Annotated in this window: 11 protein-coding genes and 1 pseudogene; 10 read left to right on the top strand and 2 right to left on the bottom strand. The window is 70.9% G+C overall.

Annotated elements, in window-relative coordinates; translation table 11 throughout:
- The first annotated feature begins 1 nt into the window (after position 1).
- The 3 genes and pseudogenes from GQQ95_RS05020 to GQQ95_RS19570 form a co-directional block, all read left to right on the top strand.
- On the top strand, positions 2-1,060 hold the full coding sequence (locus GQQ95_RS05020) for an acyltransferase family protein (RefSeq protein WP_157426564.1): 1,059 nt from the start codon (positions 2-4) through the stop codon (positions 1,058-1,060).
- A gap of 214 nt (positions 1,061-1,274) precedes the next feature.
- Positions 1,275-2,681 carry a glycosyltransferase family 2 protein gene (locus GQQ95_RS05025; protein ID WP_157426565.1) on the top strand — a complete coding sequence of 469 codons (1,407 nt, stop codon included), beginning with the start codon at positions 1,275-1,277 and terminating at the stop codon, positions 2,679-2,681.
- Between the two features lie 74 nt (positions 2,682-2,755).
- Positions 2,756-3,442, top strand: a pseudogene (locus tag GQQ95_RS19570) (glycosyltransferase); the annotation flags it as partial.
- A gap of 627 nt (positions 3,443-4,069) precedes the next feature.
- Here the strand turns inward: GQQ95_RS19570 and GQQ95_RS05035 are convergent.
- Positions 4,070-5,059, bottom strand: coding sequence for a GlxA family transcriptional regulator (locus GQQ95_RS05035; RefSeq protein ID WP_157426567.1), 990 nt, complete (start codon positions 5,057-5,059; stop codon positions 4,070-4,072).
- Between the two features lie 82 nt (positions 5,060-5,141).
- Here GQQ95_RS05035 and GQQ95_RS05040 point away from each other — a divergent pair, with 82 nt between their 5' ends.
- From GQQ95_RS05040 to GQQ95_RS05060, 5 genes are all read left to right on the top strand, one after another.
- On the top strand, positions 5,142-5,282 hold the full coding sequence (locus GQQ95_RS05040) for a hypothetical protein (RefSeq protein ID WP_157426568.1): 141 nt from the start codon (positions 5,142-5,144) through the stop codon (positions 5,280-5,282).
- A 35-nt stretch (positions 5,283-5,317) separates the two neighbouring features.
- A complete protein-coding gene (gene galE, locus GQQ95_RS05045) occupies positions 5,318-6,286 on the top strand; it encodes a UDP-glucose 4-epimerase GalE (RefSeq protein WP_157426569.1) in 969 nt (322 codons plus the stop codon).
- Positions 6,287-6,479: 193 nt separating this feature from the next.
- A complete protein-coding gene (locus GQQ95_RS05050; RefSeq protein WP_082462249.1) occupies positions 6,480-6,800 on the top strand; it encodes a WhiB family transcriptional regulator in 321 nt (106 codons plus the stop codon).
- 140 nt (positions 6,801-6,940) lie between these two features.
- Positions 6,941-10,117 carry a glycosyltransferase gene (locus tag GQQ95_RS05055; RefSeq protein WP_170296966.1) on the top strand — a complete coding sequence of 1,059 codons (3,177 nt, stop codon included), beginning with the start codon at positions 6,941-6,943 and terminating at the stop codon, positions 10,115-10,117.
- Positions 10,107-11,552, top strand: a complete 1,446-nt coding sequence (locus GQQ95_RS05060; RefSeq protein WP_157426571.1) for a DUF5719 family protein — start codon at positions 10,107-10,109, stop codon at positions 11,550-11,552. Before GQQ95_RS05055 ends, GQQ95_RS05060 begins: the two co-directional genes overlap by 11 nt.
- Positions 11,553-11,598: 46 nt before the next feature.
- Here GQQ95_RS05060 and GQQ95_RS05065 read toward each other — a convergent pair whose 3' ends face one another.
- Entirely contained in the window at positions 11,599-12,039 is a 441-nt protein-coding gene (locus tag GQQ95_RS05065) for a hypothetical protein (RefSeq protein WP_157426572.1), read from the bottom strand.
- Positions 12,040-12,083: 44 nt separating this feature from the next.
- On the opposite strand from GQQ95_RS05065, the gene GQQ95_RS05070 reads away from it, so the two are divergent.
- Together GQQ95_RS05070 and GQQ95_RS05075 are read left to right on the top strand one after the other, a co-directional pair.
- Complete coding sequence (locus tag GQQ95_RS05070; protein WP_157426573.1) at positions 12,084-12,302, top strand: DUF3499 family protein; 219 nt, start codon at positions 12,084-12,086, stop codon at positions 12,300-12,302.
- Positions 12,299-13,747, top strand: a complete 1,449-nt coding sequence (locus tag GQQ95_RS05075; RefSeq protein WP_157426574.1) for a phosphomannomutase/phosphoglucomutase — start codon at positions 12,299-12,301, stop codon at positions 13,745-13,747. The genes GQQ95_RS05070 and GQQ95_RS05075 overlap by 4 nt, the downstream gene beginning before the upstream one ends.
- Positions 13,748-13,750: the final 3 nt, after the last annotated feature.

Here is a 13,750-nt window from a genome sequence, read left to right on the forward strand (position 1 = left end):
CGTGCCTCGTCTGAACAACTTCGACGCGATGCGGATCGCCGCAGCGCTAGCCGTGATCGTCGGTCACGGATTCGAGCTGACCGGGGCCGGAGCAGCGCCGAGGGTGCTCGGCGTGCCGATCCACGTGCTGGGCGTGCAGGTCTTCTTCGTCATGAGCGGGTTCCTGATCACGACGAGCTGGTTGCGGACGCCTTCGCCGCTCGCGTTCTTCCGCAACCGCGCGCTCCGGATCTTCCCCGGCCTGGTGGTCGTCGTGCTGTTGACGGTGTTCGTGCTCGGTCCGCTCGTGACAACACTCAGTGTGCCGCAGTATTTCGCGGAGCCTCGCACTTGGAGATACCTGCAGAACATCCTGCTCTGGCCGCAGTTCGATCTGCCCGGCGTCTTCCTCAATGTGCCGCACCCCGGCTCGGTGAACGGGTCTCTCTGGACACTGCCGGTCGAGTTCGCCTGCTACATCGCGGTGCCGGTCCTCCTCGCATTCACGCGCTGGCGGTTCGCCGCCGTGATCGCGTTCGCCGTGGCCGGGGTCCTGATCGACCAGTTCATCCTGAACCCGCTGATCGTCTGGGGCACGTCCCTGCAGAAGGGGGCGGACCTCTTCACCTTCTTCGCGGCCGGCATGCTCGTCGCCCTGTTGGGTCGGCGCGTCCTCCGACTCGACATCGCGATCGCCGCACTGGCCGCGCAAGTGCTGATCGCTGCCGCGTTCAATCCCATCGTCTCGCGGTGGGCGCTCTGGGTGACCCTGTCCTACGTGGTCCTGGCATTCTGCATGACCTCCACGCCGTACCTGCGTCGCGCCGCCCGCTTCGGAGATCTCTCGTACGGCCTCTACATCTACGCGTTCCCGATTCAGCAGCTGACCGTCAGCGCATGGCCCGGATTACCGTTCGTCGCAAACCTCCTCGTGGTCATCACGCTCACCGCTGGGGCGGCGTTCGCGTCATGGCATCTCGTGGAGAAGCACGCCCTCCGGCTCAAGGCGAGACCTCGGTCGCGCACCATCGCGCCGCTGCCTGCAGAGGGCGCGGCAGCCTCGATGGACCACGCGCACTAGCGCGGACTACTGACGCCGCGGTGGGCGCTGGGACACACTGCTGTTCCGGCGAACCGCCCCCTGTGTATTCTTGAACGGCCGCGAGCGGAGCCACCTCGGAGGGTCGCCGGCGTCAGCTGGGCTGCTCGTGATTCTGCCGGTCCCGGTCCCGTTCATTCGCACTCGTCGCTGGCTGGTGAATCGGCGGTTTGACGAAGAGAGACAGGAGGCGCACATGATCCGGGACGTCCGGACCCTCGCGGCGAGAGTCGTAGGCGAACTCCGGGCGCTGGGCGGCACGGCGTTGCTTCCGGTGCGAATGGCCAAAGGTCGCCGTATGGCCCGTGCCGTGGCTCGTCACGAGAGACGAGACGGCTGGGTCTCGGTGATCATGCCGACCCGGGATGTGGGTCGCTATATCGACGCATGCCTGCGATCCCTCCTCGGACAGGGGTACTGGCGCATCGAGGTCGTGGTCGTCGATGACGGTTCAACGGACGGCACACGTCGAAAGCTCGCGAGGTGGCAACGCCGTGATAGCAGGGTCCACGTCCTCGACATAGACGTGGCGGATCCGAATGCCGCTCGCAACCATGGCATCGAACACGCTCGCGGCGAATACCTCACCTTCCTCGACGGCGACGACGTGTTGCTGGCCGGGGCCTACCGCGACCTCGTCGGGAGCCTCGAGCGCTCGGGCTCGGACTTCGCGGTCGGCTCATATGATCGCCTTGACCGTCGGCGTCGCAGCCCGGCGGCATTCTGGATCGACGAGGCCCATCACGTCGGAAGGGCGGGCACCACGCTGGCGGAGCATCCCGCGATCATGGTGAACGCCGTGCAGTGGAGCAAGGTATATAGGCGAGGGTTCTGGGATGCCGCCGAGATGCGGTTTCCCGAAGGCGGTCACTTCCAGGACCAGATCGTGAGCGCGAAGGCGTACTCGCGGGCCGTGGCCTTCGATGTTCTCCAGCGCAAGACCGTCTCCTGGCGGATCCGGCACGACGGCACATCCATGACGCAGCAAGTCGTGCTTCCTCGGCAGATCGCGGACCGCTTCGCCACCACCTTCGCGGCGCTCGAGATCCTCGAGGAGGAAGCGAGCCCCGAACTCAGCACCGCCCGCCTCATCCAGTACCTCTCCAACGACATCGCCATTGCGGCGGCGCAACTGCCGGGGATGGGCGACGAAGCGTACGACGCGCTGAGACGGGGTCTTGAACGGCTGGCGCCTCCGCTGGAGCGGGACGACGTGTGGCATCAGGTGCCCGCCGAATCGAAGGTCCTCTACGCGCTCATCCTTGCCGGAGACGAGCCTCGTGCGCGTGCATACATCACGCTCGGCGGGCTGGACCTGCTGCGACATGAGCTCGTCTCGATCGAATCGGCACACTACGTTCGGCTGCCGTTCTGGTCGGATCCCAGCGTCGAGCTCCCCAGGGAGTGGTTCCGTGCCGCCCCGCGAGAGTTGCGGGCTTTCGCACACCACACCGGGGTGCTGCCGGGGGTCGAGGAGGCCCCGGTCGTCGGAGCGGACGCGACGTGGCCGACCGGATCGGTGCCGCGTTCGTTGCGCTCCGGTGGCGGAGAAGCCGCGGCCCCGGCACGGGCCGAGCAGGCACACGAGATCATCGCCGACTAACCGACTCCCACGCGAGCAGGGAGTCAGGTCGCTCACGCGAAACGTTCGTGTTGTATGTTGCGCGCGTGAAGACGATGACGGGGCGTGTGCGAGCGTACGTGCAGCGAGCTACGAGACCGCGACCCCGGGGGTTCCTCACGTGGACCATTCGTGGGCGAACGGCGCGGGACGGCGCCCTCGCGGCCATTCTTCCGCCTGACGAACGCCGAAAGGGCTGGATCTCCGTGATCATCGCTGCGACGGATGCCGCCGGCGACGTTGAGGCCACGCTGCGATCGGTGCTCACGCAGGACTTTCGGCTGCTCGATGTCGTGGTCGTCGCTCGTGAATCCGTCTGCGGGGTCCGCGAAGGGCCGACTGAACGGCGACGGCGCGACCCCCGCGTTCGAGTGCTGGAGTTCGAGGACTCGGACGAAGGCACGGCTCGCCAGTTCGGCGTCCGGCGAACAGGAGGTGAATTCCTGATGTTCGTGGAGGCCGGTGACGTCCTGCGACCGGGCGCCCTCCGGCTGCTCGTCGACTCGCTCGAGCGCAGCGGCTCGGACTTCGCCATGGGCGGAGGCGCATCCGAGCACGGCAGGAGGCGCCCAGAGCAACGTCTCGACGGTCGGCGGTCGGCCGGGGAACGCATGACCCCCGTGAACCTGCCCGAAGCAATGGAGTACGGCATGCCGTCGGGCGTGCTGTATCGCAGGGAATTCTGGGTTCGCGCGGGACTCTCGATCGGTGACGGGGGCTCCGATGATCTGTCCCTCGGCGCACGCGCCTTCGCCAGGGCGCGGAGCTTCGACCTGCTCCGCCGGGACACGGTCGCACCTGCGGCGCAGCGCGATCCGCATGGGTTGGCGGTCTCGGCAACGGCGACCGCCGACCGCTTCCGGGAGCTGTTCGAGGCGCTCGACATCCTCCGGCGGGAAGCAGGGGAGGAGGTCGCGCGGCACCGGCTCGTCCAGTTCCTCGGCAACGAGGTCGCGCGCATGGCGTCGCGGCTCCCCGACATGGATGAGACGGCCTACGACGTCTTCGCCTCTGGGCTCGCGCGTCTCGCGCCTCCCGAAGGACGTCGCGAGGTCTGGGATGACGTGTCCGCGGCACCGAAGGTGCTGTACGCCCTCGTCCTCGCCGACGACGAGGCGCGGGCGAGGGCGTTCGTGGATCGCAGCGGCCTCGAGGTGCTCCGGCACCGGATGGTGGGGCTGGCCGGAGCCGCATACGTCTGCCTGCCGTACTGGGGCGACGCCGCCGCATCCGTGGACGTGGGGTGGTTCCGCGCCTCCCCGCGGGACCTGCGCGCCTTCGAACGCCACGGCGTTCCGCCCGTCACGGCTCGTCGGGAACCGCACCAGGTCGCGCTCCGCACCGGGATGGCGGCGCCGGATGGCGAGGGGTCAGGCGGAGCGGGCGACCGCGAGCTCATTCGACCCCGCGCCGGCGCGCACGCCGAAGAGCCGGCGGTACGCGGTCGGAGTCGTCTGCAGGACCTTGACGAAATGGTGCCGCATCACGGCCGCGGCGCCGAACCCCGTCTCGCGGGCGATCTCCTCGAGTGAGAGGGAGGTCTCCTCGAGGAGCTGCTGCGCCCGCAGCAACCGTTGGCGGTTGAGCCAGGCGTTCGGGGTCGTGCCCGTCTCGGCACGGAACCGCCGGGCGAACGTGCGCGGCGACATGAGGGCCTTGCGCGCGAGGAGGTCGACGGTCAGGTCCTCGTCGAGGTGCTCGAGCATCCATGCGGTGACGGTGGCGAACGAGTCGGTGCGGCACTCGGGCACCGGGGTCTGGATGAACTGGGACTGGCCCCCGTCGCGCTGCGGCGGGACGACCATGCGACGCGCGACGATGTTTGCGGCGGTCGCACCGAGTTCGGTGCGGACGATGTGCAGCGCGGCGTCGATGCCCGCTGCCGTGCCCGCGCCGGTGACGATCTTGCCGTCCTGGACGAAGAGGACGTCGGGGTCGACCTCGGTCTCGGGGAACATCTCGGCCATGAGGTCGGTGTACATCCAGTGCGTCGTCGCCTTGCGGCCGTCGAGGACGCCCGCGTGCGCGAGGGTGAACGCGCCGGAGCAGACCGAGAGCACCCAGGCGCCGCGATCGACGGCGTGGCGGATCACGTCGAGCACCCGCTCGTCGGGCTCGGTGCCGATGAGCGAGGCCGGCACGGCGACGAGGTCGGCCTCGTAGGCGAAATCGAGGTTCTCGTGCACGACCACGTCGAAACCCAGCTTCGTCGAGATCGGGCCGGGGTCGGCGGCGACCACGTGGAAGTCGAACGTCGGTCCGCCCTGCGCGGACCGGTCGATGCCGAAGACCTCGCAGACCACGCCGAACTCGAAGGGCGCCATCTGAGGGAGGGCGATGCAGGCGATGCTGTTGAGCACGGGCTCTCCTTGGCAGGAAATGATCGATTGGTGTCCACTCTGCCAGTGTCGGCAGGATGTCGCAAGACCTAGATTTTCTGCCATGACCATTCTCCTTCTCCTCCTCGTCCTCGCCCTCGTCGCCTGGGCGGCCGTCGGCTCCTTCACCGTGGCCGTGCGCGACGGATACCACCGCCTCGGGCTCCGCGACGACTGGCAGCGCACCCCGGCTAGCATCGACTGAGGCTGCCGACCGGGAGCGGCCCGGAAAGGCAGGACATGAGCTGGCTCGTCACCGGAGGCGCCGGGTACATCGGCGCCCATGTCGTCCGCGCATTCGCGGAGCAGGGCATCGATGCCGTCGTGATCGACGACCTCTCGTCGGGCCGGCGCGGGTTCGTCGCAGGCGGGACTCCGTTCGTCCAGGGCTCGATCCTCGACGGGCAGCTGCTCGAGTCGACCATGGCCGAACATGACGTGCAGGGCGTCGTGCACCTCGCCGGATTCAAGTACGCCGGAGTCTCGGTCACCCGACCCCTGCACACCTATCACCAGAACGTCACCGGCACCGCGACGCTCCTCGCCGCGATGGAGCAGTCGGGTGTTGATCGCATCGTCTTCTCGTCGAGTGCAGCGGTCTACGGCACTCCCGACGTCGACCTCGTCACCGAGCAGACGCCGAAGCATCCCGAGTCGCCGTACGGCGAGTCCAAGCTCATCGGCGAGTGGCTGCTGGCCGATCAGGCGAAGGCGGCAGGGCTGCGGCACACGAGCCTGCGCTACTTCAACGTCGTCGGCTCCGGCACGCCCGACATCTACGACGCGAGTCCCCACAACCTGTTCCCCCTCGTGTTCGACGCGCTGCTCGACGGCCGACGGCCACGCATCAACGGCGTCGACTACCCGACTCCCGACGGCACGTGCGTGCGCGACTACATCCACGTGGCCGACCTGGCCGCCGCGCACGTCGTCGCCGCCCGGCGCCTCGATGCGGGTGAATCGCTGGAGCCCGTCTACAACCTCGGCTCGGGCGACGGCGTGTCGGTCGGCGAGATCATGACGGCCGTCGCCGCGGGCACGGGCATCGCCTTCGAGCCCGAGATCGCCGCTCGCAGGCCCGGGGATCCGGCGCGCATCGTCGCCTCGGGTGAGCTCGCGGCCCGTGACCTCGACTGGCGCATGCGGCACTCGCTGGCGGAGATGGTCTCGAGCGCGTGGAACGCACGCCAGGCCGCGTCGGGGGAGTGATGGGCCCGCGACCGGCCCGGAGACATCCGCTCAGATCACAACTCGTCAACACCCTCGGCGTGTCGAGCGCGCGGTGAAGCCTCGATGGCGGGTCGAGGGTTTACGATCTGCGACTTGACTCTCGCGAATTACACCGGTGTAATTGTTCAAGACACACCCTTCGGGTGGTCGGTACAACTGGGTGGGAGACGATATGAGCAATCCTGAATATCGTTCTGGAGTACCTGACGATTGGTTCGTCGATCCGGTTCGGCTCGGCGTTCCTGGGGTTCGTCCGGGGGCCGGCGACGACAATCCGTTGGCATGGCAGAGCGACGCACTGTGCGCGCAGACCGATCCGGAGGCGTTCTTCCCTGAGAAGGGCGGCTCCACACGAGATGCGAAGAAGATCTGCACGGGCTGCGAGGTGCGGGCGCAATGCCTCGAGTATGCGCTGGGCAATGACGAGCGGTTCGGCATCTGGGGCGGCCTCTCCGAACGGGAGCGTCGCAAGCTTCGCAAACGCGCGGTCTGATCGGTCAGGCTGAGTGAACGGGCGCCACCCCTCGGGGTCGGCGCCCATTCGCGTCTCCCGCCCTGGCCTTCGACCACGGGATTCATGGCACGCCCGGTGCATTCCGGATGCCGCGACGAGGGCCGCCTAGGCTTGCCCCGATGTTCCCCAGAGTCACCGCCGTCCTCGTCGCTCGTCACGGCGGCGACCGCCTCCGACAGACGTTGGAGGCCCTCGGCGCCCAACGCCGCCCGCCCGACGCGCTCGTGATCGTGCTGAGCCACGCAGACGGAGACACCCGCGAACTCGCGGCCGAGGCGGGTGCGACCCACATCGTCGAGACCGCGGAGACGCTCTCGTTCGGCGACGCCGTGAAGTCCGCCGTCCGCATCCTCGAGGCGCCGGCGGAGGAGTCCGACGCCCTCTGGCTGCTCGCCGAGGACTCCGCACCCGACCCTGAGGCGCTCGACCGTCTGCTCGCCACGCTGGTGAACGGGCGCACCGTCGCGGTCGCGGGGCCGAAGCTCGTGCAGTGGGAGCAGCCCGATCACTTCGTCGGCCTCGGACGCACGATGACCCGCTTCGGCAGGTCGGTTCCCGTCGTGCCCGATGAGCTCGACCAGGGGCAGCACGACCACCAGAGCGACGTACTCGGCGTCGATCCGGCCGGCCTGCTGGTGCGGCACACCGTGTGGGACGCCCTCGAGGGGTTCGACCCCGCGCTGCCGAGCATCGACGACGGCCTCGACCTCGGTGTCCGCGCTCGACTGGCCGGTCACCGCGTCGTCGTCGAGCCCTCCGCGCGGGTCCGGTTCGCCGGTGACGGCGTCGCGGGAGCGCAGGCCGGGCGACGAGGCCCGGTCCGCCGTCGACGGGATCGGCTCGCCCGCGCAGCGGCCCTGCACCGCCGGCTCGTGTACGCACCCGGCCCGGTCGTGCCGCTGCACTGGCTGACCTTCCTGCCCCTCGCCGTGATCCGATCCATCGTCATGCTGCTGGGCAAGAAGCCCGGCGCCATCCTCGGCGAGTTCGGTGCGGCGCTGGCCGTCATGATCGCCGTCGGGAACCTCGCCCGCTCGCGGCGGGTGCTCTCCAGGGCGCGCACCGTGGGATGGTCCTCGGTCGCCCCGCTCCGCCTGCAGCCCGACGAGGCCCGCCGACGCCGCGAGGCCGCCGCCGAGGCCCGGCGCATCCGGGCGCGAGGACGTGCCGACGACGTCGCGTTCATCGGCACCGGTGGAGGCTGGGTGCTGCTCGCCTCGGTCGTGACCTCGGCGGTGCTCTTCTCCTGGATGCTCGGAGCAGGAGGCCTCGGCGGCGGTGGGCTCCTGCCGCTCTCCAGCGGGCTCGGCGAACTGTGGCGGAACGCCGCATACGGATGGCGCGACGTCGGGACGGGGTTCATCGGCGCCGCAGACCCCTTCGCCGCCGTGCTCGCGGTCCTCGGCTCGCTCACGTTCTGGGCGCCGTCGTTCGCGATGGTCCTGCTCTGGTTGCTCGCCCTCCCGGCGGCCGCCGTCGGCGCCTGGTTCGCCGCGTCGCGGCTCAGCGAGCGCGGTTCGGTGCGCGCGATCGCCGCGCTCCTCTGGATGTTCGCCCCGATGTTCCTCACGGCCCTCGCCGACGGGCGCCCCGGTGCGGTCCTCGCCCACGTCCTGCTCGGCTGGCTGGCCTACGCCGCACTCGGCGCGGCCCGCTCATGGTCCGCGTCCGCCACGGCCGCGCTGCTCTTCGCGGCGGTCATCGCCGCGGCGCCGAGCCTCGCCCCGGCCCTCGTGGTCGGATGGCTCGTGGCGCTCGCCGTGAGCGGCAGGGCCGCCGTGCGGCTCGCGTGGCTCCCGGTGCCGGCGCTCGCGCTCGCGTTGCCGCTCATCGTCGACCAGGTCGCGGCGGGGGCTCCGATCGCCCTGGTCGCCGATCCGGGTCTTCCCTTCGCCAGCCTCGTCCCGACCGCGTGGGAGCTCGCCCTCGGCCTGCCCCAGGGCGGTTGGGGCGGGTGGCCGGAGGCCATCGCCGCGATCCCCGTCCTCGCCGGCTTCGACGTGTACGCGATCATGCTCGTGCTGACGGGCCTCATGATCCCGCTCGCCGTGGTCGCGCTCGGCGCATTCCTCGCGCGCGGCATCCGGGTCGTCCTCCTCGCGGCCGCGGTCGTGATCGGCGGGTTCGTGACGGCGTTCGCTGCGACGCGCATCTCCGTGGCGGTCGTCGGCGACGAGGCGATCGCCGTCTGGGCCGGCGCCGGACTCAGCTTCGCCTGGCTCGGCATGATCGTCGCCGTCATCGTCGCGGTCGATGCCCTCCCGCGGTTCAGGGCCGGCCTCGGGGCGCTCCTCACGATCACGGTGGTCGTCGCGGTCGTGCCGACGCTGGGTGCGCTCGCGACGGGCTCGGCCATCGTCGGCACTGCGGCCGTCCGGTCGGTTCCGGCCTTCGTGGAGGCCGAGGCCGAGGTCGACCCCCGGGTGGCGACGCTGCGCATGGAGCCGATCGCGGAGGGCGCGATCCGGGCGACCCTCGTGCACGGAACCGGGGAGACACTCGACGACCAGTCGACCATCGCCCAGACGAGGACCGAACTGACGCGGCAGGAGCGTGAGCTCGCCACCGTCGCCGGGAACCTCGCGAGTCGCAGCGGATTCGACGCGGATGCCGCGGTGCGAGAGTTCGGCGTCTCGTTCGTGCTGCTCGAGCCCGGCATCGATGACGACGCCTCGGCGACGGCCGAGCGGGCCCGCGTGGCGCTCGACGGCAATCCCGCGCTCGCGCAGGTCGGCGAGACCGACTTCGGCACGCTCTGGCGGTTCGTCGACGCTGAGGCGGATGCCCCGGCTGCGCAGATCCCGGCCACGCCGGCGTGGCCCGGCACGGCCATCACCGTCGTGCAGCTCCTGGTCCTCCTCGCGACCCTGCTCCTGTCGATCCCCACCGGTGCGGGGCGCGAACCCGATCGTCGACGTGTCCGTACGAAGCGGGTCCGCGCCGAGAAGCCGGCCGTCGCGCTGCCGTCCGAGGTCGCGGGCGAAGGGGCGTCGGAGGTCACCGGCGAAGAGCCCTCCGTCGACGACGACGACGACGGCGTTGCGTCGGAGGATGCGGCGCCACCCGAGGTGCTCGCCGAACCCGGGCCGCCTGCCGAGCCCGAGGCGACGGCCGCATCCGCGCCACACGCGGAGCCGGAGCCGCCTGCCGAGCCCGAGGCGACGGCCGAATCCGCGCCACACGCGGAGCCGGAGGCGCCTGCCGAGCCCGAGGCGCCTGCCGAGCCCGAGCCGCCGGTCGACCCGGCGCAGTCCGTCGACCGCCCAGAGCCGGGGGAGGCCCCTGATGCCCGTTGACCGCAACCGCCTCATCCGAACCAGTGTGCGCGTCGCCGCCGCGCTGGCGGTGGGCGCCGTCGCGGTCGGCGTCGTCGGTGCCGCCGCCGTCGTGGCCTGGCCCGATCACCGTGCCGAACCGGGCTCGGTCGTCGTCGAGCCCGACGAGGCGGTCCAGCAACGGATCTGCCCCGGGCCGCTCCTCTCCATCGGCGACGACGCCTCGGCGGCGACCGCCCTCGAGTCGTTCGGATCGGCCGCCGTCGTGAGCGCCGCCGTGCCGGGGGAGGCCGAGCTCGGCAACGAGCCCCTCGACGCCCCCGAGAACCCGCGGGCAGCCGAGGACGGTGCGCCCGTCGTCATCGACGCCCAGCCCGGCGCGGCCGACGCCGGCATGATCGCGGGCGCCCAGTCGCAGACCGCACGCACGGAGGTGCTCGGCGGCTTCACCGCGGCATCCTGCACCGAGGCGGTGTCGGAGTCGTGGCTCGTGGCCGGCGCCACGACCGTCGGCCGGAGCAGCCTCATCCTGCTGGCCAATCCCACCGACGTGACGGCCACCGTCGACGTCCGCGTGCTCGGCGAGAACGGCCCCGTCGAGGCTCGCTCGGCGATCGGCATCACGGTCGCGCCGCGGACCCAGCGGGTCCTCTCCCTCGCCGGACTGGCTCCGAACCTCGCATCGCCCGTCGTCCACGTCACGAGCACGGGCGGGGCGATCGCGGCTTCGCTGGAGCAGTCCGCCATCTCCGGGCTGGCCCCGGCCGGCATCGAACTGACCGGCCCCACTGCGCCTCCGTCGACCTCGCAGGTCATCCCCGGGCTCGTCATCGGCGGCTCGGGAGGAGTCGCCGCCGACGACGACCACGCCGAGGGCGACGGCTTCCCGGCCGTCCGCATCCACGTCCCGGGCACCGAGGCGGTCGAGGCATCCGTCGGCGTCGTGCCGGTCGACGGGGGAGGGGGCGACTCGTTCGACGTCGAGCTCCAGCCCGGAACGGTCAGCGACATCCCGCTCGGCGACCTCGCGGCCGGAACGTACACGGTGCGGGTCGAGGCCGACGGACCGATCGTGGCCGCCGGCCGGGCGACGACCGGAACCCCGGAGGAGTCGGATGCCGCGGCACCGGCGGACTTCGCCTGGTTCGTCGCCGTGCGGCCGCTGCTCGAGACCGCGGTGCTCGCCGTTGCCAGCGGGCCGTCGGCCACGCTGCAGCTCGCGGCGGGTGAGGAGGGCGCGGCCGAGGCATCCGTGACCGTCGACGGGCGCACCACGACCGTGGAGGTGCCCGCGCTCGGCGCGGTCTCCGTCCCGCTCCGCGGCCGCGAGGTCGTGCTCGAGGGCGTCGAGGGCGCGTCGGCGGCGGTCAGCTACGCGGACGACCGGGCGCTCGCGGCCTTCGCGGTGCGTCCTCCGGGTCCGCTGGACTCGCCCATCCGGGTGTACCCGAACTGAGGGCATCGGGCGGACGCGCCGGCCCGCGCCCCGAGGATGGAGCTCGTCAGAGGTGGCGGTAGCGCCCGGGAGCGAGCTCCCACGGGTCCTTGTCGAGGAACTCGGCCACCGCTCGGAACACGCAGCTCTCGATGAGGAGCTTCTCGTCGCGCTCCTCGCCCTCCTGGAGTCGGAGGAATCGGACGATCGGGAGCCGGTGGAAGGTGATGCGCCGCTGGTCGTGCGAGACCTTCCAACGGTCGATGTGATCGACGTGGATCGCCTCCGCCGGTGCCTGCATCACCTCGAAGACCACGCCCTCGAGCTCGGGCCAGAGCCCTCGGAGGTAGGAGGCGGTGGCGGCGATCGTGGCGTCGAAGTCCTCGAGGCGGGTGCTCAGCGGTTCGAGGTGCGGGCCGGTCACCGCCGACCGCATGCCGCGGCCGTGACGGTCGCGGGCGAGTCGCCTCGGTGAACGCGGGCTTGCGACACGACGTGATCGAGGCATGCCTCCATCGTAATGTCCGCCGACGTCGCTACGCTGGTCGAGCCATGAAGAGACGTTGTTCGCGAACCGCGTGCCCCGCCGAGGCGGTCGCGACGCTCACGTTCGACTACGCGGATTCGATGGCGGTGCTCGGTCCGCTCTCGATCGCGTCGGAGCCGCACGGGTACGATCTCTGCGCCGTGCACGCGCAGCGGACCTCTGCTCCGGTCGGCTGGCAGATCGTTCGGTACGCGACGCCCGGTCGGGTAGATTTCACGGCATGACTCCTGCTGTCCCACCGGTCGACCGTGCGCTGCTCAACTCGATCGTCAAGGCCTACGACGTGCGGGGCATCGTCGGAGAGGCGCTGACCGAGCAGTCGGTCGAGGCGCTCGCCGCGGCCTTCGTGGACGAGGTCGGCGCCGGCGGCGGGCAGGTCGTCGTCGGCCACGACATGCGCGACTCCTCGCCAGCCTTCGCCGAGGCCTTCGCCCGTGGTGCCACCATCCGGGGGGCCGACGTCGTGGCCATCGGACTCTGCTCGACCGATGAGAGCTACTTCGCCTCCGGCACGCTGCAGGCCCCGGCCGCCATGTTCACCGCCAGCCACAACCCCGCCGCCTACAACGGCATCAAGTTCTCGCGGGCCGGAGCCCAGGGCATCTCGCTCGACACCGGCCTCGCCGCGATCCGCGATCGTGCCGGCGACTACCTCGAGCAGGGCATCGAGGCTGTGCCGGAGCCCGGTACCGTACGCCAGGTGGACGTGCTCGCCGACTACGCCGCCTACCTTCGCGGACTCGTCGACCTCAGCGGCATCCGCCCCCTGAAGATCGTCGTCGATGCGGGCAACGGCATGGGCGGGCTCACGGTGCCCGCGGTCCTCGGCACCGCCGCGGGCCTGCCCGAGCTCCCGCTCGAGATCGTGCCGCTGTACTTCGAGCTCGACGGCACGTTCCCCAACCACGAGGCGAACCCCCTCGAGCCCGCCAACCTCGTCGACCTCCAGCGTGCCGTCGTCGAGCACGGCGCGGATCTCGGCCTCGCGTTCGACGGCGACGCCGACCGCTGCTTCGTCGTCGACGAGCGCGGCGGTGCGGTCACGCCCTCCGCCGTCGCCGCGATCGTGGCCGTGCGCGAGATCGCCCGCGTCACCGCCCTCGGCGAGACCGACGTCAACGTGATCCACAACCTCATCACCTCGCGCTTCGTGCCCGAGACGATCGAGGCGGCCGGCGCGATCCCCGTGCGCACCCGTGTCGGGCACTCGCTCATCAAGGACCAGATGAAGGAGACCGGCGCCGTGTTCGGCGGCGAGCACTCCGCCCACTACTATTTCCGCGACTTCTGGGGTGCCGACAACGGCATGCTCGCGGCGATGCACGTGCTCGCCGAGTTCGGTGCGCAGCACGGCGTGCTCTCCGAGCTCGCGGCGCGGTTCACCCCGTATGCGCTCTCGGGCGAGATCAACTCGACGGTCGACGACGTCCCCGCCGCCTACACGCGCGTCGTCGAGGCGTTCACCGGGCGGGCGGACTTCGACGAGCTCGACGGGCTGACGGTCACGGGCTTCACGCCGGAGTCCGAGCCGTTCTGGTGGTTCAGCGTTCGGCCCTCGAACACCGAGCCGCTCCTGCGCCTGAACGTCGAGGGCGGCGACGAGGCCACGATGGCGGCGATCCGCGACGAGGTCCTGGCGCTCATCCGCGTGGACCCGCGCGGCGCGTAGCGA

Origin of the sequence: Agromyces salentinus, from assembly GCF_009749395.1 — a bacterium.
GTDB classification, from domain to species: domain Bacteria; phylum Actinomycetota; class Actinomycetes; order Actinomycetales; family Microbacteriaceae; genus Agromyces; species Agromyces salentinus.